The organism is Ramlibacter sp. MAHUQ-53 (assembly GCF_052600055.1).
On record NZ_JBQWTS010000016.1, the window covers coordinates 12,387 to 34,149 of the forward strand.

General features: G+C 62.9%; 40 protein-coding genes and 1 tRNA gene. 23 read left to right on the forward strand and 18 right to left on the reverse strand.

The window, feature by feature from the left end; all coding sequences use genetic code 11:
• Positions 1-51: 51 nt before the first annotated feature.
• The gene (gene mnmC / locus ACT80S_RS18285; RefSeq protein WP_377418671.1) at positions 52-1,773 is read right to left on the reverse strand and encodes an FAD-dependent 5-carboxymethylaminomethyl-2-thiouridine(34) oxidoreductase MnmC; all 1,722 of its coding nucleotides are present in this window, start codon (positions 1,771-1,773) and stop codon (positions 52-54) included.
• Positions 1,774-1,804: 31 nt separating this feature from the next.
• On the reverse strand, positions 1,805-2,077 hold the full coding sequence (locus ACT80S_RS18290; protein ID WP_377418674.1) for an oxidative damage protection protein: 273 nt from the start codon (positions 2,075-2,077) through the stop codon (positions 1,805-1,807).
• 85 nt (positions 2,078-2,162) lie between these two features.
• Between ACT80S_RS18290 and ACT80S_RS18295 the strand changes: the two genes are divergently transcribed.
• A complete protein-coding gene (locus ACT80S_RS18295) occupies positions 2,163-3,173 on the forward strand; it encodes a sulfate ABC transporter substrate-binding protein (RefSeq protein WP_377418678.1) in 1,011 nt (336 codons plus the stop codon).
• Here the strand turns inward: ACT80S_RS18295 and ACT80S_RS18300 are convergent.
• On the reverse strand, positions 3,158-3,607 hold the full coding sequence (locus ACT80S_RS18300) for a flavodoxin domain-containing protein (protein ID WP_377418681.1): 450 nt from the start codon (positions 3,605-3,607) through the stop codon (positions 3,158-3,160). The two genes, ACT80S_RS18295 and ACT80S_RS18300, sit on opposite strands and share 16 nt — an antisense overlap.
• Before the next feature lie 41 nt (positions 3,608-3,648).
• Here ACT80S_RS18300 and ACT80S_RS18305 point away from each other — a divergent pair.
• Positions 3,649-3,725, forward strand: a tRNA-Pro gene (locus tag ACT80S_RS18305).
• A 95-nt stretch (positions 3,726-3,820) separates the two neighbouring features.
• On the opposite strand, the gene ACT80S_RS18310 is transcribed toward ACT80S_RS18305, so the two are convergent.
• The 15 genes from ACT80S_RS18310 to ACT80S_RS18380 all read right to left on the reverse strand — a co-directional run bounded on the left by ACT80S_RS18310 (position 3,821) and on the right by ACT80S_RS18380 (position 10,834).
• A complete protein-coding gene (locus ACT80S_RS18310) occupies positions 3,821-4,885 on the reverse strand; it encodes a tyrosine-type recombinase/integrase (protein ID WP_377418684.1) in 1,065 nt (354 codons plus the stop codon).
• A complete protein-coding gene (locus ACT80S_RS18315) occupies positions 4,885-5,103 on the reverse strand; it encodes a DUF4224 domain-containing protein (protein WP_377418687.1) in 219 nt (72 codons plus the stop codon). Before ACT80S_RS18315 ends, ACT80S_RS18310 begins: the two co-directional genes overlap by 1 nt.
• Positions 5,100-5,387: a hypothetical protein gene (locus tag ACT80S_RS18320; RefSeq protein ID WP_377418690.1), complete on the reverse strand. Its 288-nt coding sequence runs from the start codon at positions 5,385-5,387 to the stop codon at positions 5,100-5,102. The genes ACT80S_RS18315 and ACT80S_RS18320 overlap by 4 nt, the downstream gene beginning before the upstream one ends.
• Entirely contained in the window at positions 5,384-5,539 is a 156-nt protein-coding gene (locus tag ACT80S_RS18325; protein WP_377418693.1) for a hypothetical protein, read from the reverse strand. Before ACT80S_RS18325 ends, ACT80S_RS18320 begins: the two co-directional genes overlap by 4 nt.
• A complete protein-coding gene (locus ACT80S_RS18330) occupies positions 5,536-6,219 on the reverse strand; it encodes a hypothetical protein (RefSeq protein ID WP_377418696.1) in 684 nt (227 codons plus the stop codon). Before ACT80S_RS18330 ends, ACT80S_RS18325 begins: the two co-directional genes overlap by 4 nt.
• The gene (locus tag ACT80S_RS18335) at positions 6,216-6,446 is read right to left on the reverse strand and encodes a hypothetical protein (RefSeq protein WP_377418699.1); all 231 of its coding nucleotides are present in this window, start codon (positions 6,444-6,446) and stop codon (positions 6,216-6,218) included. The genes ACT80S_RS18330 and ACT80S_RS18335 overlap by 4 nt, the downstream gene beginning before the upstream one ends.
• On the reverse strand, positions 6,443-6,634 hold the full coding sequence (locus ACT80S_RS18340) for a hypothetical protein (RefSeq protein WP_377418702.1): 192 nt from the start codon (positions 6,632-6,634) through the stop codon (positions 6,443-6,445). Before ACT80S_RS18340 ends, ACT80S_RS18335 begins: the two co-directional genes overlap by 4 nt.
• 53 nt (positions 6,635-6,687) lie before the next feature.
• Positions 6,688-7,491, reverse strand: a complete 804-nt coding sequence (locus ACT80S_RS18345) for a DNA cytosine methyltransferase (RefSeq protein WP_377418705.1) — start codon at positions 7,489-7,491, stop codon at positions 6,688-6,690.
• 47 nt (positions 7,492-7,538) lie between these two features.
• Entirely contained in the window at positions 7,539-7,664 is a 126-nt protein-coding gene (locus ACT80S_RS18350; RefSeq protein WP_377418708.1) for a hypothetical protein, read from the reverse strand.
• Positions 7,661-8,023, reverse strand: coding sequence for a hypothetical protein (locus ACT80S_RS18355; RefSeq protein ID WP_377418710.1), 363 nt, complete (start codon positions 8,021-8,023; stop codon positions 7,661-7,663). Before ACT80S_RS18355 ends, ACT80S_RS18350 begins: the two co-directional genes overlap by 4 nt.
• Positions 8,020-8,649 carry a lambda exonuclease family protein gene (locus tag ACT80S_RS18360; protein WP_377418713.1) on the reverse strand — a complete coding sequence of 210 codons (630 nt, stop codon included), beginning with the start codon at positions 8,647-8,649 and terminating at the stop codon, positions 8,020-8,022. Before ACT80S_RS18360 ends, ACT80S_RS18355 begins: the two co-directional genes overlap by 4 nt.
• A complete protein-coding gene (bet, locus tag ACT80S_RS18365) occupies positions 8,646-9,392 on the reverse strand; it encodes a phage recombination protein Bet (RefSeq protein ID WP_445323094.1) in 747 nt (248 codons plus the stop codon). Before bet ends, ACT80S_RS18360 begins: the two co-directional genes overlap by 4 nt.
• Positions 9,393-9,455: 63 nt before the next feature.
• Positions 9,456-9,620, reverse strand: a complete 165-nt coding sequence (locus ACT80S_RS18370) for a hypothetical protein (RefSeq protein ID WP_377418716.1) — start codon at positions 9,618-9,620, stop codon at positions 9,456-9,458.
• Positions 9,620-9,907 (reverse strand): hypothetical protein, encoded by a 288-nt coding sequence (locus ACT80S_RS18375; RefSeq protein WP_377418719.1) that lies wholly within the window; start codon positions 9,905-9,907, stop codon positions 9,620-9,622. Before ACT80S_RS18375 ends, ACT80S_RS18370 begins: the two co-directional genes overlap by 1 nt.
• Before the next feature lie 531 nt (positions 9,908-10,438).
• Complete coding sequence (locus ACT80S_RS18380; RefSeq protein ID WP_377418722.1) at positions 10,439-10,834, reverse strand: helix-turn-helix domain-containing protein; 396 nt, start codon at positions 10,832-10,834, stop codon at positions 10,439-10,441.
• An 89-nt stretch (positions 10,835-10,923) separates the two neighbouring features.
• Between ACT80S_RS18380 and ACT80S_RS18385 the strand changes: the two genes are divergently transcribed.
• The 21 genes from ACT80S_RS18385 to ACT80S_RS18485 all read left to right on the forward strand — a co-directional run bounded on the left by ACT80S_RS18385 (position 10,924) and on the right by ACT80S_RS18485 (position 21,760).
• On the forward strand, positions 10,924-11,157 hold the full coding sequence (locus ACT80S_RS18385) for a hypothetical protein (RefSeq protein WP_377418725.1): 234 nt from the start codon (positions 10,924-10,926) through the stop codon (positions 11,155-11,157).
• A gap of 33 nt (positions 11,158-11,190) precedes the next feature.
• Positions 11,191-11,400, forward strand: a complete 210-nt coding sequence (locus ACT80S_RS18390) for a hypothetical protein (RefSeq protein ID WP_377418728.1) — start codon at positions 11,191-11,193, stop codon at positions 11,398-11,400.
• An 85-nt stretch (positions 11,401-11,485) separates the two neighbouring features.
• Entirely contained in the window at positions 11,486-11,662 is a 177-nt protein-coding gene (locus ACT80S_RS18395; protein WP_377418731.1) for a hypothetical protein, read from the forward strand.
• Positions 11,659-11,859, forward strand: a complete 201-nt coding sequence (locus ACT80S_RS18400) for a hypothetical protein (protein WP_377418734.1) — start codon at positions 11,659-11,661, stop codon at positions 11,857-11,859. The genes ACT80S_RS18395 and ACT80S_RS18400 overlap by 4 nt, the downstream gene beginning before the upstream one ends.
• Positions 11,856-12,062: a helix-turn-helix domain-containing protein gene (locus ACT80S_RS18405; protein ID WP_377418737.1), complete on the forward strand. Its 207-nt coding sequence runs from the start codon at positions 11,856-11,858 to the stop codon at positions 12,060-12,062. Before ACT80S_RS18400 ends, ACT80S_RS18405 begins: the two co-directional genes overlap by 4 nt.
• A 257-nt stretch (positions 12,063-12,319) precedes the next feature.
• Complete coding sequence (locus ACT80S_RS18410) at positions 12,320-12,940, forward strand: hypothetical protein (RefSeq protein ID WP_377418740.1); 621 nt, start codon at positions 12,320-12,322, stop codon at positions 12,938-12,940.
• 32 nt (positions 12,941-12,972) lie between these two features.
• Positions 12,973-13,578: a DUF6475 domain-containing protein gene (locus ACT80S_RS18415; protein WP_377418743.1), complete on the forward strand. Its 606-nt coding sequence runs from the start codon at positions 12,973-12,975 to the stop codon at positions 13,576-13,578.
• Positions 13,575-13,760: a hypothetical protein gene (locus tag ACT80S_RS18420; RefSeq protein WP_377418746.1), complete on the forward strand. Its 186-nt coding sequence runs from the start codon at positions 13,575-13,577 to the stop codon at positions 13,758-13,760. The genes ACT80S_RS18415 and ACT80S_RS18420 overlap by 4 nt, the downstream gene beginning before the upstream one ends.
• A 147-nt stretch (positions 13,761-13,907) precedes the next feature.
• Positions 13,908-14,087 (forward strand): hypothetical protein, encoded by a 180-nt coding sequence (locus tag ACT80S_RS18425; RefSeq protein WP_377418749.1) that lies wholly within the window; start codon positions 13,908-13,910, stop codon positions 14,085-14,087.
• Positions 14,084-14,467 carry a putative PDDEXK endonuclease gene (locus tag ACT80S_RS18430; protein ID WP_377418752.1) on the forward strand — a complete coding sequence of 128 codons (384 nt, stop codon included), beginning with the start codon at positions 14,084-14,086 and terminating at the stop codon, positions 14,465-14,467. The genes ACT80S_RS18425 and ACT80S_RS18430 overlap by 4 nt, the downstream gene beginning before the upstream one ends.
• A complete protein-coding gene (locus ACT80S_RS18435; RefSeq protein WP_377418754.1) occupies positions 14,464-14,883 on the forward strand; it encodes a recombination protein NinB in 420 nt (139 codons plus the stop codon). Before ACT80S_RS18430 ends, ACT80S_RS18435 begins: the two co-directional genes overlap by 4 nt.
• A gap of 2 nt (positions 14,884-14,885) precedes the next feature.
• A complete protein-coding gene (locus tag ACT80S_RS18440) occupies positions 14,886-15,152 on the forward strand; it encodes a hypothetical protein (RefSeq protein WP_377418757.1) in 267 nt (88 codons plus the stop codon).
• Positions 15,149-15,628: a hypothetical protein gene (locus ACT80S_RS18445; protein WP_377418760.1), complete on the forward strand. Its 480-nt coding sequence runs from the start codon at positions 15,149-15,151 to the stop codon at positions 15,626-15,628. The genes ACT80S_RS18440 and ACT80S_RS18445 overlap by 4 nt, the downstream gene beginning before the upstream one ends.
• A 3-nt stretch (positions 15,629-15,631) precedes the next feature.
• Positions 15,632-16,135 carry a hypothetical protein gene (locus tag ACT80S_RS18450; RefSeq protein ID WP_377418763.1) on the forward strand — a complete coding sequence of 168 codons (504 nt, stop codon included), beginning with the start codon at positions 15,632-15,634 and terminating at the stop codon, positions 16,133-16,135.
• Positions 16,132-16,329: a hypothetical protein gene (locus tag ACT80S_RS18455; protein ID WP_377418766.1), complete on the forward strand. Its 198-nt coding sequence runs from the start codon at positions 16,132-16,134 to the stop codon at positions 16,327-16,329. Before ACT80S_RS18450 ends, ACT80S_RS18455 begins: the two co-directional genes overlap by 4 nt.
• On the forward strand, positions 16,326-16,517 hold the full coding sequence (locus ACT80S_RS18460; RefSeq protein ID WP_377418769.1) for a hypothetical protein: 192 nt from the start codon (positions 16,326-16,328) through the stop codon (positions 16,515-16,517). The genes ACT80S_RS18455 and ACT80S_RS18460 overlap by 4 nt, the downstream gene beginning before the upstream one ends.
• A 136-nt stretch (positions 16,518-16,653) precedes the next feature.
• Complete coding sequence (locus ACT80S_RS18465; protein WP_377418772.1) at positions 16,654-17,025, forward strand: hypothetical protein; 372 nt, start codon at positions 16,654-16,656, stop codon at positions 17,023-17,025.
• A gap of 429 nt (positions 17,026-17,454) precedes the next feature.
• Complete coding sequence (locus ACT80S_RS18470; protein WP_377418924.1) at positions 17,455-17,613, forward strand: HNH endonuclease; 159 nt, start codon at positions 17,455-17,457, stop codon at positions 17,611-17,613.
• Positions 17,614-18,140: 527 nt separating this feature from the next.
• The gene (locus tag ACT80S_RS18475) at positions 18,141-18,827 is read left to right on the forward strand and encodes a hypothetical protein (RefSeq protein ID WP_377418775.1); all 687 of its coding nucleotides are present in this window, start codon (positions 18,141-18,143) and stop codon (positions 18,825-18,827) included.
• Positions 18,824-20,521: a terminase large subunit gene (locus tag ACT80S_RS18480; RefSeq protein ID WP_377418778.1), complete on the forward strand. Its 1,698-nt coding sequence runs from the start codon at positions 18,824-18,826 to the stop codon at positions 20,519-20,521. The genes ACT80S_RS18475 and ACT80S_RS18480 overlap by 4 nt, the downstream gene beginning before the upstream one ends.
• A 9-nt stretch (positions 20,522-20,530) precedes the next feature.
• Positions 20,531-21,760, forward strand: coding sequence for a phage portal protein (locus tag ACT80S_RS18485; RefSeq protein ID WP_377418781.1), 1,230 nt, complete (start codon positions 20,531-20,533; stop codon positions 21,758-21,760).
• Positions 21,761-21,763: the final 3 nt, after the last annotated feature.

Consider the following 21,763-nt stretch of genomic DNA (forward strand, 5'->3'; position numbering starts at 1 on the left):
TTATGCGGATAAGCATATTCGCGAGGATCGGCGCGGGTTTCCGGCGGTTTTTCAGGCAGGTCCGGATAAGGGCGTCCGGCGCATCTGGCGGCCTGCGTCGAGGGCGCCGGCCAGCGAGGCGGCCAGGGGCAGCGGCTCGCCATGCAGGCGGGCGGCGAGCAGTTCGCCGCACAGGGCGGCGAAGGTCAGGCCGCGCGAGCCCATGGCGGTGGAGACCCACAGGCCGTCCTCCAGCGGGCCGACCAGGGGGCGCCGGTCGGTGCTGGCGCAGCGTACGCCGCACCAGCCGCTGACCTCGCCGCGGGCGAAGGCGGGCGCCAGGGCCGCTGCGGTGCCAGGCACCAGGGTCTCCAGCCGCGCCAGGTTCGCGGCGTGGTCGGCGGGGCGCTCGCGGGTGTCGGTCTCGCCGCGGCCGTAGGTGGCGCCGGACATCCAGGCGCGCCCGCCGGGCACGGTTTCCAGCGGCACGTCGGGCAGGAGGTGGCCGTTGCCGTTGAGGGGGAAGGCGGGCAGGGCGTCCAGGCCTTCGCGCGGGCCGAGCGAGACCTGCCCGCGCACCGGGTGCAGCCACAGCCGGTCGCCGGCCAGGGCCGCGGAGCCCAGGGCGGCCGCGACCACGGCCAGCGGCGCGGCGTGGAGCGTGCGGCCGGCGGCGTCGAGGGCGTGCCACAGGCCGTCGCGGCGCTCCAGGCGCTCCACGCGGGCCCCGCCCCGCCAAGTGATGGCGGGGTCGTCCAGCCAGGCGCGCACCAGGGCGGCGGGCTTGATCCAGCCGCCCGGCGGGTGCCACACGGCCGGCGCGTCCGGGGGCAGTCCGGCGGCCGCGCGCTGGTCCGGGCTGGCCGGGCGGCTCCAGTCGGCGGCGAAGCCCTCGGCCGCGAGGCCGTGGCGCTCAGCGGCCTTGGCCTTGAGCCGGTGCTCCAGGGTGCCGCCGCCCTGCCAGTCCGTGCCTTCGCGCAGCCGGGCGCGGGCCTGGGCCTGGGTGAGGCGGATGCCGCTGCGGGCGAGGCGCGAGAGCAGGTTGTCGTCGGGCGTGAGGTGCGGGGCCATCAGGCCTGCTGGCAGGCCGGAGGCGCCACTGGCCGGCGCGGGCGCGGCGTCGAGGACGGTGACGCGCCAGCCGCGCCGGGCCAGCGAGGCGGCCGCGGCGGCGCCCGCGAGGCCGGCGCCGACCACCAGCGCCTCGGACGGCGCGGGCGGGCTGGCGTGGCGGGTCTTGGGCGTCCAGCCGGGGGCGTAGGTGGCGCGCAGGGCGCCGGGCGCGTCGGTGTCGATGCGGAAGCCGCAGGTGCGCAGGTCGGCGCGCAGGGTGTCGTCGGCGCGGGCGGCGGCGAGCGTGGTGCCGGGGCGGCTCAGGCGCGCGAGGGCCTTGAGCAGCGCGCGGTCGTGGCCGACGGCCTCGTCCAGGGCGATGGCGTCGGCGGCGAAGGCCAGCTCGCGCAACGCATCGCCGGCAGGCCCGACATGCAGGGTGAGCAGGACCCGCCCGCCCTCGAGGGAGAGGCGGTGCAGGCCCGGCAGCAGGCCCCACCAGTGGGCCGCGAGTTCGGCTGCGAGCGCCCGCAGCGGCCCGGGCGCCTGGGCCACCATCGCCTCGGCCCGTGGCGGGCAGGGCAGGGCGCAGGCGACATGCAGCAGCCCGGGCCGCTGCGGGTCATCGCGCCAGGCCTGCCAGGCCGCGAGGAAGCCCTGCCCGTGGCGCCAGCCGGTTTCGAGCAGGCGCCACTGGGCCCGCCCGGTCCAGGCGTGCTCGAGGGGGGCGGCGGATGCCATCGGGGGATGAGGCGGGCGTGGCCCGCGGGCCTCAGGCCGTGGGAGGCACGTAGCCGGCGGCCTGGTCGGCGCCGGAACCGAAGAAGTGGTTCTCCATCTGGCGCTTGAGGTACTCGCGGGCGCGCTGGTCGGCGAGGTTCAGGCGGTTCTCGTTCACCAGCATGGTCTGGTGCTTCAGCCAGCCGGCCCAGGCTTCCTTGCTCACGCTCTCAAAGATGCGCTTGCCGAGTTCACCAGGGTAGGGGGGGAAGTCGAGGCCCTCGGCTTCGTGGCCGAGCTTGATGCAATTGACGGTACGGGGCATGGCGCCTCCTGATTTGCTTATTCGGATATGCAACTGAAATCTTATTGGTTCCAGTTGCGGCGGCGTCTCCCGAGAATTCGCCGCCATGCACAAACGCCGCGACTTTATCAAGATTCCCCTGGCCGCCGCCCTCGCGTCGGCCTTGTCCCTGCCGGCGCACGCGCAGGCCGTGACCCTGCTCAATGTCTCGTACGACCCGACGCGCGAGTTCTATGTCGAGTACAACGCCGCGTTCGCGAAGTACTGGAAGGCCAAGTCTGGCCAGGACGTGAGCGTGCGCCAGTCGCACGGCGGCTCGGGCAAGCAGGCCCGCTCCATCATCGACGGGCTCGAGGCCGACGTCGCCACGCTGGCCTTGGGCTGGGACACCGACGCCCTGCACACCCAGGGCCACCTGGTGCCGAAGGACTGGCAGAAGCGCCTGCCGCACAACGCCGCGCCCTACCAGTCGACCATCGTGCTGGTGGTGCGCCAGGGCAACCCCAAGGGCATCAGGGACTGGGACGACCTGGTCAAGCCCGGGATCAAGGTGGTCACGCCCAACCCCAAGACCTCGGGCGGCGCGCGCTGGAACTACCTGGCCGCGTGGGAGTTCGCCCGGCGCAAGTACGGCTCGCCGGCCAAGGCCCGGGAGTTCGTCACGAAGCTGTACGAGAACGTGCCGGTGCTCGATACCGGCGCGCGCGGCTCGTCGATCAGCTTCGCGCAGCGCAACATCGGCGATGTCTTCATCTCGTGGGAGAACGAGGCCTACCTGCTGGAAAAGGAGTTCGGCAGCAAGGTCGACGTGGTCTACCCCTCGGCCAGCATCCTGGCCGAGCCGGCCGTGACGCTGGTGGACAAGAACGTCGACAAGAAGGGCACGCGCTCCGTGGCCCAGGCTTACCTGGAGTACCTGTACTCGGAGGAAGGCCAGGACATCATCGGCAAGCACTTCTACCGGCCGGTCTCGGCCAAGGCGCAGGCCAAGTACGCCAAGCAGTTTCCCAAGCTGAACCTGTTCACCATCGACCAGGCCTTCGGCGGCTGGGCGCAGGCGGCGAAGGAGCACTTCGCCGACGGCGCCACCTTCGACCAGATCTACACCAGGCGCTGAAGCCAGTCGCGCGCCCAGGCCACGGCCTCGGCCTCGGGCAGGGTGTCGGCGCAGGCATCGAGGCGCAGCACCTCGCCCACGCGCCGGGCGCCCAGCCCCTGCAGGCGCTCGTCGAAGCGTTCGCCGCCCTGGCAGAAGGTGTCGTAGCTGCTGTCGCCGAGGGCGACGATGCCGTAACGGACATGGCCCAGGAACTTCGGCTGGCTGTCCAGCGCGTCATACAGGCCCCAGGCGTTGTCCGGCACGTCGCCCGAGCCGTGGGTGGCGGTGCACACGAGGTACAGGGCCTCGGTGTCGTCGAAGGTGGCGGTGTCCAGGCCGTCCATGCGCTGGACTTCGATGGCGGGCAGGAGGTCGGCGCAGTCCAGGGCGATGGCCTGGGCGACGCCCTCGGCGGTACCGCCGGTCGTGCCGACGAGGATCTTGAGTTTCATGTTGCGGGTGTGCAGGGGGCGCCCGGTAGAATCGGCCGCTTCGGAGCGTAGCGCAGTCTGGTAGCGCATCTGGTTTGGGACCAGAGGGTCGGGGGTTCGAATCCCTCCGCTCCGACCAGAAAACACAATGGAATCAGCAACTTACGGAGGCTTGCCGGTTCCGATTGATTCCTCGCCCTTGTAAACAAACGGCATTCTTGTAAACACGCCGGGTCATTTCGTGGCCTTCGCGCTCTGCGCTTTGCGGTGCCGAATGTAGCTGGCGGTCTGCGTCTGGGTCGAGTGAGCGCCCATCGTCTGAGCCGCTTTGATGCCCCCCTCCGCGTCCGTGTCGGTCAGGGCTTTTGCGCGTAGGTCGTGGAAATGCAAGTCCTTCACCCCCGACCGCTCCAGCGCCCGCGCCCATGCGGACTTGAACGCTTCGTAGTCGTACCGCTGGGCCTCCTGATTGGTCACAACGAAGGTTAGATTCCGCCTCCCGATGCTGCGGAATCGCTCAATCGTTGCCTGTAGGCGCGGCGTCCATTCAATGCGGACCTTCGCGCCCGTGCTGCCGGAGGTCTTCGACGGCTTGAAGTAAAGCCCATCCTCTGCGACGAAAGGGGCGATGACCTGGCCGTCCTCGGTCGCGGCCTTTTTCGACCAGCGCAATTCCAGCAAGTCCCCGATGCGCTGGCCGGTCAGGTAGGCCAGGTCGATCAACCCGGCAAGCGTGGTCCCCATGCGGGTTCTCTTGCCATCCGCGCCCCGGCAGGCTGCGGCCTTGATACGGCGAATCTCGCTATCCGTGGGGTAGCGGTCCCGCTTCTGGACTTTGGCGGTCTTCACGCTGTCAACCGGATTCGTCCCTGCATCACGATAGCCCTCGGCTTCTGCGAATCGCATTAGCTCTCGCATCCCCGCCCGCATTTCGTTATGGGTGCGCGGCTTCTCGCGGTATCGCTTTAGCCAGGTCACAACGTCAGGCGGCGTGACCTGGCAGGCTCGAAATTCCGCGAACGCTTCGCTAATCGCTGCCATGACCCATTTGTCATTCGCCTGGGTCTTCGGCTTGTGGGTCGTGCTGATTTCGCGCAGCCAGTGAGCCGCAAGCGCCGGGATTCGGTCGTTACCGGCTCCGTCCTTGTGTAGCTCGGCCATCTTCGCGTAAAGCACCGCCAGCCCGTCGCGGGCCTGCGTTAGCTTGATCCACACGATTTTTTTACCTTCCCTCTTGGCGCGGCAGTACCAGCGCCCTCGCAGGAAGACGCCAGGGGGAAGCTCCCGGTCCTTTTTCATTAGCCCCTCACTCGCGGCCTGTATGCCGCAGAATTCGCCGCCGCAGGTTGATAGCCAGCCGCGACCGCCTGGTAATGCTCTCGCTCTAGGACGACATTGCCAATAGGCGAAACGCGGGCGCGGTAGAAGCCCATCTTTTGAAGCGCCTGCAATTGCTTCGACGCAACTTTGTAGCCGGTAAGGGCGTGGATTTCGTCGCTCGAAAGAATAATGCTCATGCCATCCCTTCCAAGATGTTGCTTACGTCGAATAAATCCATGTGGTCGGGGTCGATCTGTTCGTCCGTGAATTCGCTAGGCCGCTTCGGCTTTGCTTGCTCGGCTTTCTCGACGGTCGCGTAATGCGCCTGAATCCAAAGCCTCGGCTCTAGCGTGGCGATGTGCTGCCAGCCGTCGCGCCCATCGACGCAATAGAACGCTTCGGCGTAGGTGCAGCGGATTTCCCCGGCCTGGTTGCGGAATACGAATACCGTCGCGGCCAGGTTGTTCGGCTCCTGGGTCATAGGTCATCCCAAATGACCAGGGACAGAATCAGGCTCCAGGCCAGCGCGAAGACAAACGAAGTCCCTCGCTGTTCCTGGGGCAAATCGGTCGCAAGGAATGTCAGCGAGAAGACCGCGACGAAGACCAGAAGCACAACCAGGGCGCGGCTCATTCGTTGCGCTCCCGAAGCGCGGCCTCGATGGCGCGGGCGAATTTGATGTCGTCCCAGTGCGAACTTCCGTAAATGTCTTTGGCTTCATTGCCAATTTCTTCCGCAGTCAGCCCCTGCCACTCCCGGCGCTGCGGGTAGGTGTAGAGGGTCCGGACTTCGTAAGGCCCTCTGCCGTCTTCGTGGTCTGGGTGGCCGTCGTACCAATCAGCGCAATGCTGTTTGCGGAACTGATGGACAGCCACCGGCTGCGGCTCGGCTGGCTTGCACACATCGCAAAACTCAGACTCAGGGTGAATGCGAAGAAATCCGTCCTCGCCTTCGCACCCGACCTGTATCTGCGCCTGCTCGGGCAGCGCCTCCCGAACGCACTTACGCGCATCGGGCTTGCTGGCAAGCCACTTCGATAGCTTGCGGTCGTCGTCTTGCAACAGGCCAGGAGGCCATCCGGTCTTGCCGCCGTTGTCCGATTGCTGCACCGCCTCGCATCGCTGGCACTTGTTGCCGACACACTGCGCCCCGGTCTTGCAGGGCGGCTGCTCCAGCGCCTCGCGCAGGGCGGTGATGGCCTTGTTGTGCAAATCCCATGCGCCTTCGCAGTAGTCGTCATCCGCTTCAAGACGGCACACTGCCGTAACACGCTCCAGCGCCTCCAGCGCCATCTGCATCGCTTCTCGGCTCATTGCTTCTCTCCTCGTGCGCGGATGGCTTGATTGACACGATTAGCAAGACCTCGATCAGCGCCAAGCAGCGCAATGCCTGCTCTGTACGCACACTGCTTGTTCTCGTCCTGGCGAACAGCCTGCTCGATGAGGGCGGCGAATGCTTCAAGGCGAGGCTCTGCGCGATCTTTGAAATCAAAACCCGCCTCCCTCGCCCACGCGACGATTTGCTCTCGGGTGATGGTCATTGCTTGGCCTCCCGAAGTTGAACCCGTCCAACGCTGTAGAAATATTTCGGCTTGCACTGCATCTTGCGATGCGCCTCGACTTGCGCGGCGGCGCGGGTCGGGTGGGTGCTGTGAATGGTGAATGCCTCGGTTGCGTATCTGGCGTCGAACGGATACGGCGGGTGCTTGCGGACAATCCAAATCGTCATTGCTTTTCCTTTAGTTGTTCGCGCAGGGCGTTGATGGCGTCAATGCGGCCTCCTCAAGCGGCAAGCAGTTCGAATGCTGTGGCAGCACACAAGGGAACCTGGCCGTTTCCAAGGGCTTTAAGTCGGTCCAGCCGAGCGGGAATCCCATCAGCCATTCGACCCACATCGGGTTCAGCGGACCAGTAGCCATCTCCGGCAATTCCTTGCGAACCCAATTCTTTGAGCCGCCCCATTCCTGCATACTCCCGCCCCACCTGGACGATCCCGCGTTGGGAGTCGGCCACATGCGTTTCATCACAGCAGTCGCCAGACCGTCCCCGCTGGTCTTGCTGGCTCCCTTGCGGTTGTAGTTGCCGCACACTGTGGGCGTGGGCCACAACCCAGAGCCTGTCGCGCTGGTGCGGCGCTCCAACGTCGGCAGCTCCCATAACAGTCCATTTCGCGTCATACCCGAGCGCGGCCAGGTCTCCAAGGACTCGGTCGAGTCCTCGATGAATGAGCATTGGGCTGTTTTCCACGAAGACGTATCGGGGTCGTACTTCGCCAACCACCCGCGCCATGTGCTTCCACATGCCGCTTCGCTCTCCATCGAGTCCTGCGCCTTTTCCTGCGATGGAAATGTCCTGGCAGGGAAAGCCGCCCGATACGACGTCAACAATTCCTCGCCACGGTTTTCCGTCAAAGGTTTGCACGTCATCCCAAATCGGGAAAGGCGGGAGAAGGCCGTCGTTTTGCCGTGCGACAAGAACGCTAGCTGCGTAGGGTTCCCACTCGACGGCGCAGACGGTTCGCCATCCAAGGAGGTGACCCCCAAGAATTCCACCGCCAGCGCCCGCGAAAAGAGCCAACTCATTCATATCTCGCTTTGCTTGTTGTCCTGTTTTTTTGGTCGGTCATGGCGGCGTCACTTCCACAAGACACAGGCCAGGGTGTCGGCCTGGGGGAACAGTTCGCCGCACTGCCACACCTTGACGCACACGCCGAGGAAGAAGAAGACGACGAAGACGGCGGCATAGAAGAGGGCCTTCATGCGTGGGCCTCCGACGCGGCCAGGGCGGTTCGGGCGAATTCGAAGCCGTTGTATTGCTCCGGCGTCTCGCTGCCAGGCTCAAGCCACACGCGAAGGACTCCGTTTGCGTCTTCTGTCCAACTGTTCGCGTCTGCGTACAGGCGCAGCACCGCCGAGAGGTCGGCCACCAGGGAATCGAGCGCCTGCACATCGCGGGCCTGTGCAACAAGCGCCGTCATGAGAATCCCACGCGCCATTTCCGTGACGGACAGTTCGAATTCCAGGCGGCGAAGTTCGGCGGCGGCTTGCCTGGTGTCGTCGTAGTCCATCGCGTCCATGAGCGCCGCCAGGCGCTGCGCTTCGGTGTGCTGTTCGGTCATGCTGCCTCTTTGATGGTCATGAGTTGCAGGACGGTCGCCGCAACTTCTTCAAGGAAGGAAATCACTTCGCCCTCTAGCTGGGCGATGGTCTTCGGGTCGCGCTCGATGCGCGTCACGAAAAGCTGTAAGCCCGCAGGCATACGCGGATCGAAGGAAACGAAGTCGCACCAGGCGCGGCCCGTGCAAGCTAGCTGCCACTGCATTTGAGTGACGTACTTCGAATCCGGAGACTTGCTGCGAAGGGTCTTAAGGTGGGTCGCGCTGTTCGGGCACTTGATTTCGATTTGCCCGTCGCGCCCGACCAGGCCATCCGGGGACGCGCCAGCCATTTCGATAGTGGGGTGGGGGATCAGCCCCACCTCTTCGACAATCGCGCCCGTATGGGCCTCGTATGCGGCCCTGGCGAGGGGTTCGGTGTCGGTGCCCCAGCGCATCGCGTCATTCGTATAGAACTCCTGGCGCTGGCCGGTCAGGCGCTCTAGCGCCAGTTCGACCATGTAGTTTTCGCGGCTGGTGCTGTAGCCGGTCTTCGTCTTGGCGATCACATCGGCCACACGCGAAGCCGTGACTCGGCCTAGACGCGCTTCGAACCACTCCGGGGAGCCTTGAACTACCGTAGTGGTCATCCCACCACCTCGGCATCCGTGACAGCGGCCTTTTCGAGGGCGGTCTTGCGGGCCAGGACTGCGGCCTTCAGTGCTGCGTGGCCTGATGTGTCTTTCGCGGTCACGGCGTCCGCGCCTCGCGCCTTCCACACGCGCTGCAAGTCGTCTAGCGTCTGCGCCTCTTCGACTTCGCGCAGGGCTGCGCCAGTGTCGAAGGTGATGATTTCGCCGGTCTGCGCGTCGATGGTCTTACCCGCGTCCGCGATGCGCTCGGCTTCGTCCTGATCGAAGATGCCTGCATAGCCGAATGCGAGGCGGGCGCATTGAATCATTGCCTTGTGGCGAAGCATCCGGCGCGGGTGAGACTGCCAGGGCTGCGTCCCGCGCTTGCATTCGTCTAGCCATTCGGTGACCTTGATCGGGTGCGATCGGTCCTTGCGGTAGATGATGCAAGTACAGCTTTCGGCGTCTTGCTCGAAATCCATCCCGTCGAATGCCGGGTGCTCATTGATGATTCGCGCCCATCCATCGACGCCGACAACGGGCACGATGCCGCCGTTCTTATCGGGGAATGCGTAGATTTCCTTCGTCCACGGATTCAGTTTGTATTGGGTGGCGACGACAAGCAGGGACGCCATTTGCGCGTCCGTGACCTGGCCCTTAAACGCGGTGGCCTTGAGAACGGAGACAAGCTCCTGCCCCTCCGAATCCATTCCGAACAGAGCGCCGAGCTTCGCGGCCTGGCTAACGATTAGGTTGCTCATTGAGTCTCTCTAGCGAGGGTGAGTGATGCGGCCCGCAGCGGAGCGGGCGCGGGTGAAATCGGGTTAGCCCCAAATGGCGAGGACGCCAATCAGGAAGACGGCTGCGACCAGGCAAGCGACCATGACAAGCCGGTCCTCGGGGTCATAGGGGCGCTCGACGGCTGCGGCGTATTCGACGGTTCGCGGGAACGCGAGAACGGAATTGCGGGGGTAGGTGCGGGTCTGCATTACGCGGCCTCCGCTTCGGCCTGGCGCTCTGCGATGCAATGGGCATCCATGAGGCATTCGATGGCGGCATCGGCTTCGCTGCCGTGCAATGCGGCTGCGACCTGGCTGCGAAGGGCCTCGATCAGGTGGCACACATCGCGGGGGGCGATGTAGCGAATCGCTTTGATTGCTGCGACTGCAACGCTGGTGCGGGCCTTCGATTCGGCCAGGGCGTTATGGGCGCGGGATGCTGCGGCACAGAGGTCGCTAACGCGATCCGCGTCCCGCTGTAACTCGACTTCGAACAATCTTCACTCCTGCCGGTTCACCGTGAACCGATAGGCAGAAGTATTGCCGAGATTGACCGTCAAGTACAGCCCGAATGTACTTTGCTTTAGACGGAATCGTAATTAGATGTATCGCCGGGCAATACGGCGGTTATAAAGTTGCGTACCGGCAACGAGGGGCGGCGGGTATCCCGAAAGGGAGTTGCGCGGCCCCGCTGGGGGCGCTAATCGCGGGCGCTGGCGACGGTAAGCCGCGAATTCGCCTGCAGGGGGATGACCAGGTTCTCGGAGCGGCTGGCGGTGCCGTTGCCAAGCCTCAGATTGACAGCCGCAGCCATGAGGGCCGAGCTTGCGGCCTGGTGGTCGGTCGCATAGCGACCGGTGAGAATCGCGCCGTCATCGGTAACGGCTACAAGCCGCGTCACGCGGCCAGACAGGACGGCGGCCCGTAACTCGTTCACGGCCCGCACTAACTCTAAGTCAATCACAGTAAGCCCCAAGGGACGCCCCTCTGTGGTGCGTCATTAGGGTTACTGTAGCGCAACGAAATAGCTAATTTCCTGCTTGCGTCTTCTTGGAATTGCTGTTATTAGTGCGCGGATTGGGGACGGTCTGCGATTTGAACATCGCAACCATTTCTTCCCACATCGGCAGCATTTTTGCGCGTATCTCCGGCGAAAGCTGTTCCGCCAGGAGCGCGACCCTTGTTACATCGGGCGACAAATTCACCGCCATTTCGCGCCCCATGAGCAGGTAGTCCGCCGAGCAGCCGAGGCGGGCGCAGATTTCGGGCACTAGGTCGAGCGTCGGCACGTAGCGGCCACTCTCCCAGTTCGACACGGCTTGCTTGCTCACATCCTCCCCGCCGGGACCTAGAGCCTTGCCGAGGCGCTCCAGGGTCAGGCCTTTTGCCTTGCGTAGCGTCTTGAGTCTTTGGCCGAAGTTCATGGATTCAGCATAAGCCGTTAGGCCTTCATTACGTTTTGTTTGTATTGCCTGGGTTGACGCGCCGTTAGTCAACCTAGACAATACTCGGCATGACAAACGAATTCATGGAAACGGTGTTCACCGCCTGCGGTGGGCGTCAAGTGGTGATTGATTCGCTGGGCATTTCCAAGCAGGCCCTTAGCGGCTGGAAGCGGGCGGGCTACGTGCCCTCCGCTCATGCCGTGGCAATCGAGCGCCTCTCCGGCATCCCCCGCTCCCGCCTCTGCCCCGCATTCGATTGGGGCGACGACCACAAGCACGAAGCCGCCGCAGAGCCGGCCTAACCACAACCACCCGGAAGCAAAGGAAGACAAGCCATGTACTCCGACCCCGCCTACCTCAGAAAACACACGGTCAAGCTGAGTCTCAGCTTGATTGAGTTGGACCTCCTCGACCGGCTTTGCGATGCGACCGGTTCGCAGAAAGCCGTCCTCGTTCGGGAGTTGCTGCTTGAGAGGGCGCGTGAGGTGCTGCATGAGTCCGATCTTGCTATCCGCCCTTTCGAAAAACAACTGACTAACAAGTAACCGAAAAAGGACCGGGACGCCTTCGTCATCGGTCCACGGCTCAGGGACTTTTGAGTAACCGGAATCACAAGTGGAGCAAATCGAAATGACGACCCAAGAGCATTCATTAGTCGCCGCCATCGCCATAGAGCGCGGCGTGACGATTGACCAGGCCGCGCACCAGCTTCTGATGGAGGCGCTTGTTACGCGCCTGATTAAGACCCTGCCCCCGGTGTCGGGCAGCGGCCAGGTTGTCCCCTTCCGCAAGCGGGGGATGGCATGAGCGAAAAGAAATTGCTTCTCGGCCCTCTGAGCGCGGGCGGACAGGGCGCTCACTTCACGCCCGAGCGCGTGGCCTTCGACATTCCCCAGCGCATCACCAATTCAAGCAGCCGCGCCGCCTACGTGCCGAGCGCCTGGCCGGTTCGCGCTGGTGCCGAGGATCACAAGAAATTCAAGACGCGGGGGATCGACGCATGACGATGCAAGACCGCCTGATTGAACTGTTGCGGGCCTCCTGGCTGACGCCGCTTGAGGCTTTGCAGCAAGCCGGGTGCCTGTCCCTGTCGCAGCGCTGCGGCGAATTCCGCCGCCGTGGCCTTCCCGTGGTGGATCGCTGGGTCGATCTGCCGAACGGAAAGCGCGTCAAGGCCTATCACATTGCCGAGGCCGAGGCCGCGTAATGGCAGGTGATTGGATCAAGATGCGGACTTCGCTCCTGACAAATCCACGGGTAACGCAGATTGCCCGAATCCTTGAGGACGACCCCAAAGTCGGGCGAGTCCTGACTACGGGATTCAACGGTGCGTTACGTGACATCGTTACGCGGAGCGTTACGCGCTCCGTTACGGTCGCGTCACTCCTCGTTATATGGGGTGCCGCAAACGAGCACACGAAGGACGGAGTTTTCCACCACGCGGACCTCTCAAACCTCGATGACATGACCGGCATTCCCGGTTTTGGCGAGGCAATGGAGGCTGTCGGCTGGGCCATTTATGACCCCGAAGAGGGGTCCGTAACCCTCCCGAATTTCGCCGAATACAACACCAGCGGAGAGGCCCGCTCCATTGGGGCAAAGACCGCCGCAGAGCGTCAACGCGAGTACCGCGAACGCCAAAAAGCGAAGGCCGAATCCGAGGCGCAAACCTCCTGCGAATCCGTTACGGAGAGTGACGTAACGCGTAACGCAACGCGTGACGTAACGAGTGACGTAACGCGTAACCGCAGAGAAGAGAAGAGAAGAGAAGAGATAGAACCTAACGGTTCTATACCCCCTTACCCCCTTGGCCTCGACGTTGAGGCCTGGGAGCAATGGGTGGCGTACCGCAAGCAAATCAAGAAGCCGCTTAAGCCCGCTTCGATGGCGGCAGCGCAAGAGGCAATGCTTGAGTTTGGCGCGGGCCAGGCCGAGGCGGTTCGGCAGTCCATCGCTAACGGCTGGCAAGGGCTTTTTGCCCCGAAGGGCGCGGCGGCGGCAAAGCCTGTCAATCGCCAGGGGGCCGTGGAGGCCCGAAATCGGGCCGTGGCGGCGGAATGGCTGGCTAGTGAAGGGGTCGCATAGTGTCCCCTCAAGAAAAGGCTCAATTCGCCCGTTTGCTGACTGACGCCCTGGCGTTCTACGGCAAAGACGCATCGCCCTTCGCGCTGTCGGTTTGGTGGCAAGCCTGCGAACCGTTCGCCTTCGAACAGGTTGCGAAGGCAATCACGGCTCACGCGATGGACCCCGAGCGCGGCCAGTTCGCGCCGAAGCCTGCCGATGTGGTGCGCCAGCTTGCGGGCACCGCGACCGACCGCGCCATGCTGGCCTGGGGCAAGGCCCATAGCGCAATGGGCAGCGTCGGCGCGTATTCCGATGTGGTCTTCGATGACCCGGCAATCCATGCCGTGATTGAAGACCTGGGCGGCTGGCCGAAGGTGTGCCGCTGGCCGGTGGATGAACTGTCCTACCTCCAGCACCGCTTCTGCGAGTCGTATCGCGCCTATGCGGGCCGGGGGACTTTTGAGTACCCGAAAAGGCTTCCGGGCGACCGCTCTGCCGATGCGGAATACGAGAAGCGCGGACTCCCGGCCCCGGCCCCTGCCGTGGTTGGCGATACCGCCAAGGCCCGCCTCGTTTACCAGGGCGGCGGCGGCGGCAAGGCTGCTATCAGCTTTGTAGCGGTCAAGGCCCTGGCGCTTGAGTACAGGCAGGCCGCATGAGCAACCCGGCAACTGTTTGGCGCTCTCCAGTTATGTCCTATGCGGACGCGGTTCGCCTGCTGAATCGCCGCCGCAAAGGGGCAGACATAGACGAGGCCGAAGTCCTAAAGGCGCTGGAGCTAACCGGCGACTACGACCCCGAGGCCCCGCCCGACTACCGCCGGTTGTGGGAGGTCGATTGACCGATCACTACGCCGAAATGCTGGCCCACCTAGTCCGAATGGCCCGCATCCCCGGATTCCGCGCCCATGCCTGGCACAGGGCGCAAGAGCTAGCAAAGACCGAACTTTATTCAGGAATGGATGCCGCGCTGATTGCGGCGATGAAGCATGAAAAACAAGACGACCCTCCTAGTGGAAATTGAACACGCCGAGCCTCTGCCCGCTAACGCTCTGAGCGTTACCGATCTAGTCGCACAGCGCCTGTATGGCTGGCTCCTGAATGCTGGAGTCCTGGCGCAAGTCGAGGCGAAGCTACTCGGCTCCGTGCCGGTGGAGGCGGGCGAGTGACCATTAACGGCAACCGCAAGGGAGCGGCTGCGGAGCGCGAGCTTTCGGCGCTCCTGGCCGACGCGCTGGGCGTCGAGGTCAAGCGCAATACCGACCCGGCAAAGAAGACGACGGGCGACATTCTTTGCATTCCTGGCTACGCCGTCGAGTGCAAGCGCGTGGAGGTGCTGCGCCGCAATGCGTGGTGGAGCCAGGCTGTCAAACAGGCAGCGATTCACGGCGTCGAGCCAATCGTCTTCTACCGCCGCAACCGCCAGCCGTGGCGGGCGCTGGTCACAAGCCAGGGCGGCTTTGCCGATGTGCATTGGACGGCAGCAATGGACGCAATGCGCGACAAGCTGGCCCGCCTGTATGGCCTTTACAGCGTGAGGGCCGCATGAGCGAGTCCCTGACCCTGGAGCTTCACAACCGGGCGCAAGCCTGGCTTGTGATTCAAGAGCGCCTGTTTCCCTTCCTAAAGGGCGTCATGCAGGGCGGCGGTCGCTGGGTGCTGACCGTGGCCCGCCAGAAGCGCACGAAGAAGCAAAACGCCCGGTATTGGGGCGGCGGCGTCCTGGCGCAAATCGCGGCGCAGGCGGTGGTCGGTGGCCGGATGTTCTCTGCCGAGGTTTGGCATGAGCAATTCAAGCGCCAATTTATCGGCGTCGAGCAACTGCCGAACGGCCAGGTTATCGGCAAGAGCAGCGCCGCACTGAGTACCCGCGAGTTCTCCGAATTCTGCGATCAGGTCGAGGCTTTCGCGGCCTCCGAGCTTGGCGTGACCTTTTATGACCTGGCCCTGCGAGAGGTGAACTGACCATGTGGAGCAAGAACAAGCCGAAGCAAACCGCTTCCGAGAAACAGCACGTAGCGCGAGTCGCATCGCTGCCCTGTGTGGTGTGCGGTAGCGAAGAGGGCAGCGAGGTTCACGAATTCGAACAGGGAGCCTGGTTCGCCTCCGTGCCCCTGTGCTTCCCCTGCCATCGAGGCCCGAAGGGTTGGCATGGCACCCGCGACCGCTGGAGCCTGGCGCGAATGGACGCAATCAAGGCAATCAATGAAACGTATCGAAAGCTGATGGCATGAGGAAACACAAGACACAACGCACCCGCTACACGCTGCTAACCGAAATCACGGCTAGCCCGACCGAACCGCTGCCCGCAGGCTTTCGCCGCCACCAGCTAACCCGGATGTACCAGGGCCTCGCCGCGCTGGAGAAAGCGGAGCGACCGACCGAAGACGATTGGCGAGTGGTGGCCGATGCCGTGAATCTGATGGAAACCGTAGTGCGGGAAGGCATCGCGGAGGACGCATCCGGCCTGCTGGATGACGCGGTGGGGGCAATGGCCCGCGCTGGTGAGCGATTCGGGGCTACCGGCGTGATTCGCTTAGACGGGGAGGGCATCCAAGCGGTTCGATCCGTCCTGGCCGACTACTCCGAGCTTCTGGACTTGCTGCCCGCCCGGACCATGTACCGGGTTCATCGGCTGACAGAGCGGCGGATTCTGGAAATTCTGAGCGGCAAGACCAGGCCGCATGACGTTCGAATCGTGGGGGTGTAAGGGATGGACAAATACAGTTTCGAGGCGCTGATGGCGCAGGCAAAAGAAGACGGCGATTGCATGATCTGGCAGGGTCAATTCCGCAGCAACGCCCCGAGGATTTGGCGAGGCAACGATTACGTTTCCGTCCGCGCCCTGGTCATGGAGTCGCTGGGTAAGCGTCGGCCTGGCCGAATCTTCTTCGGCACCTCCTGCGGAAATGAGCGGTGCATTTGCCCGGACCACATCGTCCAACGCACCCCGACCGATCACCATGCGCGAATCGTGCGCCTGGCTAGCTCCGGCACCTCCCTGGCTGTCCGCACCGCCAAGACCGCCGCAATCATGCGGGCCAAGTTCGGCAAGGTGACTATGGAACAGGTCCGCGAGATTCGGGCCTCTGAAAAGACGAACAAGGCGCTAGCGGCTGAATACGGCGTGGCCCTTGAGACATTGCGCGAAATCCGCGTCGGCCAGCGTTGGCGAGAGCTTGGCGGGAGCAACCCGTTTGCGGGGCTGATGCGATGACGGACCCGGTAGTCGAACAGGTGCGGCAGAAACTGCTGTCGCGGTCGCAGGCGGGAATCCTCAAGTACGGCACGACCCTGGAGAGGCCCGACCTCTTCATGGTCGATTGGCTGACCCACCTACAGGAAGAACTGCTAGACGCGGCCAATTACATCCAAGTCTGCATTAACAAGATCGAGGGGGCCGAGGAATGACCTGGCTGCAAGTCCTGACGCAGGAGCCGGTTTCGATCCCGAAGCCGCAGAAGCAAAAGGCGAAGCAATACGGGGAGCGGCCTACCTCGTTTCGCCTTCCGCCCGAACAGCGGGAGTGGGTCAAGAAAAACGGCGGCGCGGCCTGGCTGCGCGAACAGATTCGAAAAGCAATGGAGGGGATGCAGTGAAGGTGCTTGGAAAGATCATTCGGACGCTAGGGGTTGTCGTTATGTCCCCGTTCGTCCTGGCTGCGCTGATGACGAAGCTAGCTATTGGCTTCTTCCTGGCGTTCTCTCTGGAGCTTCTGGAAATCTGGGGGAAGGCATGAAGCGGGACTTCGCCGATTACCACTACGTCCCCGCCGAACAGGTGGCAGTCCATGAGCGCCTGACCAATTGGGCGCGATATGTGGCTGTGCGCTGGGCACCCACGCAAGCGCCGATCTGGAGGCTTGGCAAGAGCAACAGCCGCCAATGGCACCAGCCCGAGCCGAAGACCGACATTGACGCCATCGACGCCATGAAGATCGAGCGGGCAGTCCGTGAGCTTCCGATGATTCAGCGCGAGGTGCTGCGCTGGGCTTACGTGCATCGCAATGGCCCGATTCAGATTCGTAAGCGCCTGGGCCTGACCGCTGATGCCTTGCTCCATGTGCTTCTAACCGGGCGGCTGATGCTGATTAACCGCAGCGTCTAATCTGTAGTACGGGCCGGTTTTGACGAATCGAACGGCATTCGCATAATCGGCCCCGTAGCAAGCGAAGACGCATAAGGCTAACGATCCATGCGGAGGCGGCAGCGTCTTTGAAGGTTACGGGTTGTTGTGATTGCTTGTCTCCTTAAGCCGCTAGGTTCAAAAGACCTGGCGGCTTTTCTTTTTCGGCCTCGGCTAGCTCCATCACCTCGATTCGATCTGTCTCCGGGGAGCTACGCCGGGCCACCCTACACCATGCCAAAGATTCCAACGCTTGCGCCGAGGGTCGGCTTGCTCAATACGCAGCGAGTCGCAGAAACGATGCAAGCGGGAAGCTGGAGAACCAGCGGCATGACTAGTACGCAGCGAGGCTACGGCTACAAGTGGCAGAAGGCCCGCGCTCAGTACCTGGCCGAGCATCCCCTTTGTGTGATGTGCAAGGCACAGGGAAGGGTGGGGGCGGCAAACGTGGTTGACCACATCGAGCCGCACAGGGGCGACCAGGCGCTTTTCTGGCGTCGGTCCAACTGGCAGGCGCTATGCAGCCACCACCACAACAGCGCGAAGCAGCGGGAAGAGGCGAGGGGGTAGGGCGGGTCGCAAGTCTCCGAGTCAAGCGGCCCTGAACCCGCCTGTTTCCCATGCGGACAAAAAACCGGGCCGGTAAGAAATCGGCAGCAGCAAATGGCAGGAGTGAAAGGACGAAGCGGAGGGGCAAGACCGAACAGCGGCGGTGCCCGAGCTAACAGCGGAGGTGCGCGGGCCAATAGTGGCGGTGCGCGGCCTGGCGCTGGGCGTCCTAAGAAGGAACCGGAGTTCCTGGGCCTGTCTGATGGCTACGACGATCCCGCCGACTTCCTCAAGGCCGTAATGAATGACGGCGGCGCGGACGCAAAGCTGCGAGTTGATGCAGCGAAGGCGCTGCTACGCGGAGCCGCAGAGGCTGGAAAGAAGGCGCAGAAGCAAGACGCGGCGAAGAAGGCATCTTCTGGCCGGTTTGCTCCCTCTGCGCCGCCAAAACTTGTCGTTAGTAACAAGTAGCGGCTTAGAAAAGCGAAAGCCCCGAAGTCCTGGCAGACGACGAGGCTTTCTAACCATCAAACGAAGAAAGAGTTCGAATGACAGCTAACGAAGATTCTACGCCCTTGCGTGTGTGCAAGGGTTGCAACCAGGCGCTTGCCGCGAACCTTGAGAATTTCCCGCCGCACAAGATGGGGAAATTCGGGTTGTATACGCATTGCAGGCCCTGCAAGAAAGCGAAGGACGCAGAGCGAAGGGCTAGGCCCGATCAGCAGGCGAGACAAAAAGCCTGGCGCGATGCGAACAAGGACAAGATTCGCCAGTACAACGAGGCATATCGCGCTGCGGGCTATCGCTCTACTGACGATGTTAGGGCATGGGTGGCGGCAAACCCCGAGCGGTCGAAGCAGATTAACCGGGAGAAAGTGGCAAGGTGGCGCAGGACGTTGCCCTGGTACAGCCTGAAAACGCGGATTTCTTCGCGCATCTACACGATGCTAAAGGCTGGCGGCGGATCGAAAGCGCGGCAGTCTACGGAAGAAATTCTGGGCTACAGCCTTAGCGAGTTGAAGTCGCACATTGAGCGGCAGTTCACTCGCGGGATGACCTGGGAAAAATTCATGTCTGGTGAGATTCACCTAGATCACATCATCCCGGTTTCTCACTTCAAGGCTGACAGCATCGGGTCCGATGATTTCCGGGCCTGCTGGGCAATGGCGAATTTGCGCCCCATGTGGGCCTCAGAAAACATCGCAAAGGGCGATTCGATTACTACTCTTCTATGACCGCACCAGCATCAACTGCTTGCTTGGATTGGGCCGAGCGGCTGAAGGCTGGTCGATCAATCATTCCGCCGCCGATCTTTCCGGCACAAGCGGAAGCGGCGCTGTCAATCTTTACGCAATTGCGTATCGTCGATGCGCCAGGCTCTCCGACATTTGGCGAATCGTGCGCCCCTTGGGTATTCGATTTGGTTGCTTCAATCTTCGGCTCCTACGATGAACAGTCGGGCCGCAGACTGATTACCGAATGGTTTATTTGCTTGCCTAAGAAAAATTCGAAGAGCACGATTGCCGCAGGGATCATGATGACTGCGCTAATCCTGAACTGGCGGCAGTCTGCGGAGTTCTCCGTACTGGCTCCGACCGTCGAGGTTGCGAATAACGCATTCGCACCAGCGCGGGATATGTGCAGTGAGAGGGTGGACGAAGAGCTATCGGCTCTGATGCACGTTCAATCTCACGTAAAGACCATCACGAACCGAGAGAGCGGGGCGGTCTTGAAGGTGCTTGCAGCCGATCAAAACACGGTCGGCGGCAAGAAATCGGTTGGCACCCTGGTCGATGAGCTTCACCTGTTCGGGAAGATGCCTGCGGCGGAAAATATGTTCCGCGAGGCGCTGGGCGGTCTTGCATCGCGGCCCGAGGGCTTCGTTATCTGGTTGACGACTCAATCGGACGAGCCTCCGGCTGGAGTGTTCAAGCAGAAACTCGATTACGCCCGCAATGTGCGCGACGGGAAGATCGTAGACCCGGCGTTTCTGCCGATCATCTTCGAACACCCGCCCGAGATGATTGCTAACGGCGATTGCTTGAAGCTGGAAAACATGGCGATGGTGAACCCGAATATCGGGTTCTCCGTTGATCGGGCGTTCCTAGAACGCGAGTACACGAAGGCGCAGCTTGCGGGAGGGGACACCTTCCGTGGGTTCATGGCGAAGCACGCTAACGTCGAGGTCGGCCTAAATTTGCGCTCTGACCGCTGGACCGGTGCGGACTTCTGGGAATCTGCCGGTGAGCCTGGCCTGACGCTAGAGGCGCTTCTAGAGCGAAGCGATGTAGTCGAGGTCGGCATCGACGGCGGCGGCTTAGATGACCTTTTGGGCCTGGCTGTGGTCGGTCGAGAGCGCGATTCCGGGCGCTGGCTCCATTGGGGCAAAGCCTGGGCGCATGAAATCGTATTGGAGCGCCGCAAGGACATTGCAACGCTCTTGCGCGACTTCGAAGCGGCGGGCGATCTAAGCATCGTCAAGCGGCCAGGCGACGACATAGACGAGCTGGTCGGCATCGTGGCGACGGTGGAGCGGTCGGGACTGCTGCACCGCGTCGGCGTTGACCAGCATGGCCTGGGCGGCATCTTGGATGCCCTGGTGGGGACCGAAGAGGAACCCGGCCCGGTGGCTTATGAGTCCATCGTAGGCATTTCGCAAGGCTGGAAGCTGCAAGGCGCGATTAAGAGCGTCGAGCGGCGTCTAGCGAATCGCACTCTTGTTCACGGTGCCCGCGCAATGATGGCGTGGTGCGTGAGCAATGCGAAGGTGGTCCCTGTGGGGAACGCTGTTTCGATCACGAAGGCGGCTAGTGGCTTCGCAAAGATTGATCCGCTGATGGCGGCATTCAATGCGATGCAACTGCTATCGCTCAACCCCGAGCCTGTAATGCGCGTCGATGACGTATTGAGCAACCCTCTAATTTTCTAACCGCAAACAATGGCGACTCTTCTGCAAACCTTTAGCCGGTGGATTGGCTGGGGCGGTGCCCTGGCCGAGAAATCCGGGGAGCAGTCGCCTTTCCCGTCCCATGCCCTGACCGAAGGAACGGCCAGCATTGGCGCGGACGGTGCGCTGCAAATTGATGCGGTTTGGGCTTGCATCGACCGCCGAGCGACCACGATTGCCTCGCTGCCGTATCACGTTTACGAACAGCGCAACGGCGAGAAGACGCTAGCGCGTGATTCGCGGCTCTATGGGCTGCTGCACGAATCGCCTAATGCCCGCATGACCCCGTTCGAATTCTGGCGGGCTATGGTCATGAACCACGATTTGCGCGGCAATGCCTATGCGCGAATCGAGCGGCTGAATGGCGAGGCGGTGGCGCTGTGGCCGATGCCTGCTGACCAGGTGACCCCGTTTGTCCTGGCCGATGGGTCGATGGTCTATCAGTACCGAATTGATGGAGACATCGCGGTCCTGGCCGAGGAAAACGTCCTGCACCTAAAGAACCTGGGCAATGGCACGGTGGGCCTCGCAAAGCTGGAATTCATGCGGGCTACGACCGATGAACAGGCGAAGGCGCAGGGCGCGGCGTCGAAGGTGTTCGGCAACGCGGGTAAGCCTACGGGCGTGCTGATGATTGACAAGGTGCTAACGCCCGCGCAGCGTGACGCGATCCGCGCCAATTACGGGAGCCTTGAGTCCGGCAGCACTTCGCGCCTGGCTGTGCTTGAGGCCAATATGAAATACCAGCAATTGAGCCTGTCGCCGCAGGATCAGCAATTGCTAGAAACGCGCCGCTTCGGCGTCGAGCAGATTTGCCGGTGGTTTGATGTGCCCCCGGTCATGGTCTATCACTCCAACGTCACGACCTGGGGCAGCGGCGTCGAGCAAATCATCGACGGTTTCCACAAGTTCACGATTCGCCCGATGCTGGTCAGCATCGAGCAGGCGGTTCGTAAACGTGTGATGACCCCGCGCCAACGCGCAACCATGAGCGCCGAATTCAGTATCGACGCGCTGCTGCGTGGCAATGCCACGGCCCGCGCCGATCTGTATTCGAAGCTAGTCCAAAACGGCATTGCCACGCGCAATGAATGCCGCCAGTTGGAGAACCTTCCGCGCATTGATGGCGCGGACGACCTGACGGCGCAATCTAACCTACTGCCGCTTAAGAAACTCGGCATGACTGCATCGGGCGCAGCGCCCGCGCAGAGCAATCAGTAAGGG

Bases quoted from the DNA above. Each gene is read 5' to 3' on its own strand.
- ACT80S_RS18395 (WP_377418731.1), top strand. From the start codon at position 11,486: ATGACGACCCAAGAGCATTCATTAGTCGCCGCCATCGCCATAGAGCGC.
- ACT80S_RS18370 (WP_377418716.1), bottom strand. From the start codon at position 9,620: ATGCAGACCCGCACCTACCCCCGCAATTCCGTTCTCGCGTTCCCGCGA.
- ACT80S_RS18470 (WP_377418924.1), top strand. From the start codon at position 17,455: ATGTGCAAGGCACAGGGAAGGGTGGGGGCGGCAAACGTGGTTGACCAC.
- mnmC (WP_377418671.1), bottom strand. From the start codon at position 1,773: ATGGCATCCGCCGCCCCCCTCGAGCACGCCTGGACCGGGCGGGCCCAG.
- ACT80S_RS18485 (WP_377418781.1), top strand. From the start codon at position 20,531: ATGGCGACTCTTCTGCAAACCTTTAGCCGGTGGATTGGCTGGGGCGGT.
- ACT80S_RS18380 (WP_377418722.1), bottom strand. From the start codon at position 10,834: ATGAACTTCGGCCAAAGACTCAAGACGCTACGCAAGGCAAAAGGCCTG.
- ACT80S_RS18420 (WP_377418746.1), top strand. From the start codon at position 13,575: ATGAGCAACCCGGCAACTGTTTGGCGCTCTCCAGTTATGTCCTATGCG.
- ACT80S_RS18435 (WP_377418754.1), top strand. From the start codon at position 14,464: ATGAGCGAGTCCCTGACCCTGGAGCTTCACAACCGGGCGCAAGCCTGG.
- ACT80S_RS18405 (WP_377418737.1), top strand. From the start codon at position 11,856: ATGACGATGCAAGACCGCCTGATTGAACTGTTGCGGGCCTCCTGGCTG.
- ACT80S_RS18350 (WP_377418708.1), bottom strand. From the start codon at position 7,664: ATGAAGGCCCTCTTCTATGCCGCCGTCTTCGTCGTCTTCTTCTTCCTC.
- ACT80S_RS18425 (WP_377418749.1), top strand. From the start codon at position 13,908: ATGAAAAACAAGACGACCCTCCTAGTGGAAATTGAACACGCCGAGCCT.
- ACT80S_RS18330 (WP_377418696.1), bottom strand. From the start codon at position 6,219: ATGAGCCGAGAAGCGATGCAGATGGCGCTGGAGGCGCTGGAGCGTGTT.
- ACT80S_RS18360 (WP_377418713.1), bottom strand. From the start codon at position 8,649: ATGACCACTACGGTAGTTCAAGGCTCCCCGGAGTGGTTCGAAGCGCGT.
- ACT80S_RS18460 (WP_377418769.1), top strand. From the start codon at position 16,326: ATGACCTGGCTGCAAGTCCTGACGCAGGAGCCGGTTTCGATCCCGAAG.
- ACT80S_RS18445 (WP_377418760.1), top strand. From the start codon at position 15,149: ATGAGGAAACACAAGACACAACGCACCCGCTACACGCTGCTAACCGAA.
- ACT80S_RS18325 (WP_377418693.1), bottom strand. From the start codon at position 5,539: ATGAGCCGCGCCCTGGTTGTGCTTCTGGTCTTCGTCGCGGTCTTCTCG.
- ACT80S_RS18320 (WP_377418690.1), bottom strand. From the start codon at position 5,387: ATGACCCAGGAGCCGAACAACCTGGCCGCGACGGTATTCGTATTCCGC.
- ACT80S_RS18440 (WP_377418757.1), top strand. From the start codon at position 14,886: ATGTGGAGCAAGAACAAGCCGAAGCAAACCGCTTCCGAGAAACAGCAC.
- ACT80S_RS18300 (WP_377418681.1), bottom strand. From the start codon at position 3,607: ATGAAACTCAAGATCCTCGTCGGCACGACCGGCGGTACCGCCGAGGGC.
- ACT80S_RS18335 (WP_377418699.1), bottom strand. From the start codon at position 6,446: ATGACCATCACCCGAGAGCAAATCGTCGCGTGGGCGAGGGAGGCGGGT.
- ACT80S_RS18290 (WP_377418674.1), bottom strand. From the start codon at position 2,077: ATGCCCCGTACCGTCAATTGCATCAAGCTCGGCCACGAAGCCGAGGGC.
- ACT80S_RS18345 (WP_377418705.1), bottom strand. From the start codon at position 7,491: ATGAATGAGTTGGCTCTTTTCGCGGGCGCTGGCGGTGGAATTCTTGGG.
- ACT80S_RS18315 (WP_377418687.1), bottom strand. From the start codon at position 5,103: ATGAGCATTATTCTTTCGAGCGACGAAATCCACGCCCTTACCGGCTAC.
- ACT80S_RS18355 (WP_377418710.1), bottom strand. From the start codon at position 8,023: ATGACCGAACAGCACACCGAAGCGCAGCGCCTGGCGGCGCTCATGGAC.
- ACT80S_RS18390 (WP_377418728.1), top strand. From the start codon at position 11,191: ATGTACTCCGACCCCGCCTACCTCAGAAAACACACGGTCAAGCTGAGT.
- ACT80S_RS18310 (WP_377418684.1), bottom strand. From the start codon at position 4,885: ATGAAAAAGGACCGGGAGCTTCCCCCTGGCGTCTTCCTGCGAGGGCGC.
- ACT80S_RS18455 (WP_377418766.1), top strand. From the start codon at position 16,132: ATGACGGACCCGGTAGTCGAACAGGTGCGGCAGAAACTGCTGTCGCGG.
- ACT80S_RS18475 (WP_377418775.1), top strand. From the start codon at position 18,141: ATGACAGCTAACGAAGATTCTACGCCCTTGCGTGTGTGCAAGGGTTGC.
- ACT80S_RS18465 (WP_377418772.1), top strand. From the start codon at position 16,654: ATGAAGCGGGACTTCGCCGATTACCACTACGTCCCCGCCGAACAGGTG.
- ACT80S_RS18400 (WP_377418734.1), top strand. From the start codon at position 11,659: ATGAGCGAAAAGAAATTGCTTCTCGGCCCTCTGAGCGCGGGCGGACAG.
- ACT80S_RS18480 (WP_377418778.1), top strand. From the start codon at position 18,824: ATGACCGCACCAGCATCAACTGCTTGCTTGGATTGGGCCGAGCGGCTG.
- ACT80S_RS18340 (WP_377418702.1), bottom strand. From the start codon at position 6,634: ATGACGATTTGGATTGTCCGCAAGCACCCGCCGTATCCGTTCGACGCC.
- ACT80S_RS18385 (WP_377418725.1), top strand. From the start codon at position 10,924: ATGACAAACGAATTCATGGAAACGGTGTTCACCGCCTGCGGTGGGCGT.
- ACT80S_RS18450 (WP_377418763.1), top strand. From the start codon at position 15,632: ATGGACAAATACAGTTTCGAGGCGCTGATGGCGCAGGCAAAAGAAGAC.
- bet (WP_445323094.1), bottom strand. From the start codon at position 9,392: ATGAGCAACCTAATCGTTAGCCAGGCCGCGAAGCTCGGCGCTCTGTTC.
- ACT80S_RS18410 (WP_377418740.1), top strand. From the start codon at position 12,320: ATGACCGGCATTCCCGGTTTTGGCGAGGCAATGGAGGCTGTCGGCTGG.
- ACT80S_RS18295 (WP_377418678.1), top strand. From the start codon at position 2,163: ATGCACAAACGCCGCGACTTTATCAAGATTCCCCTGGCCGCCGCCCTC.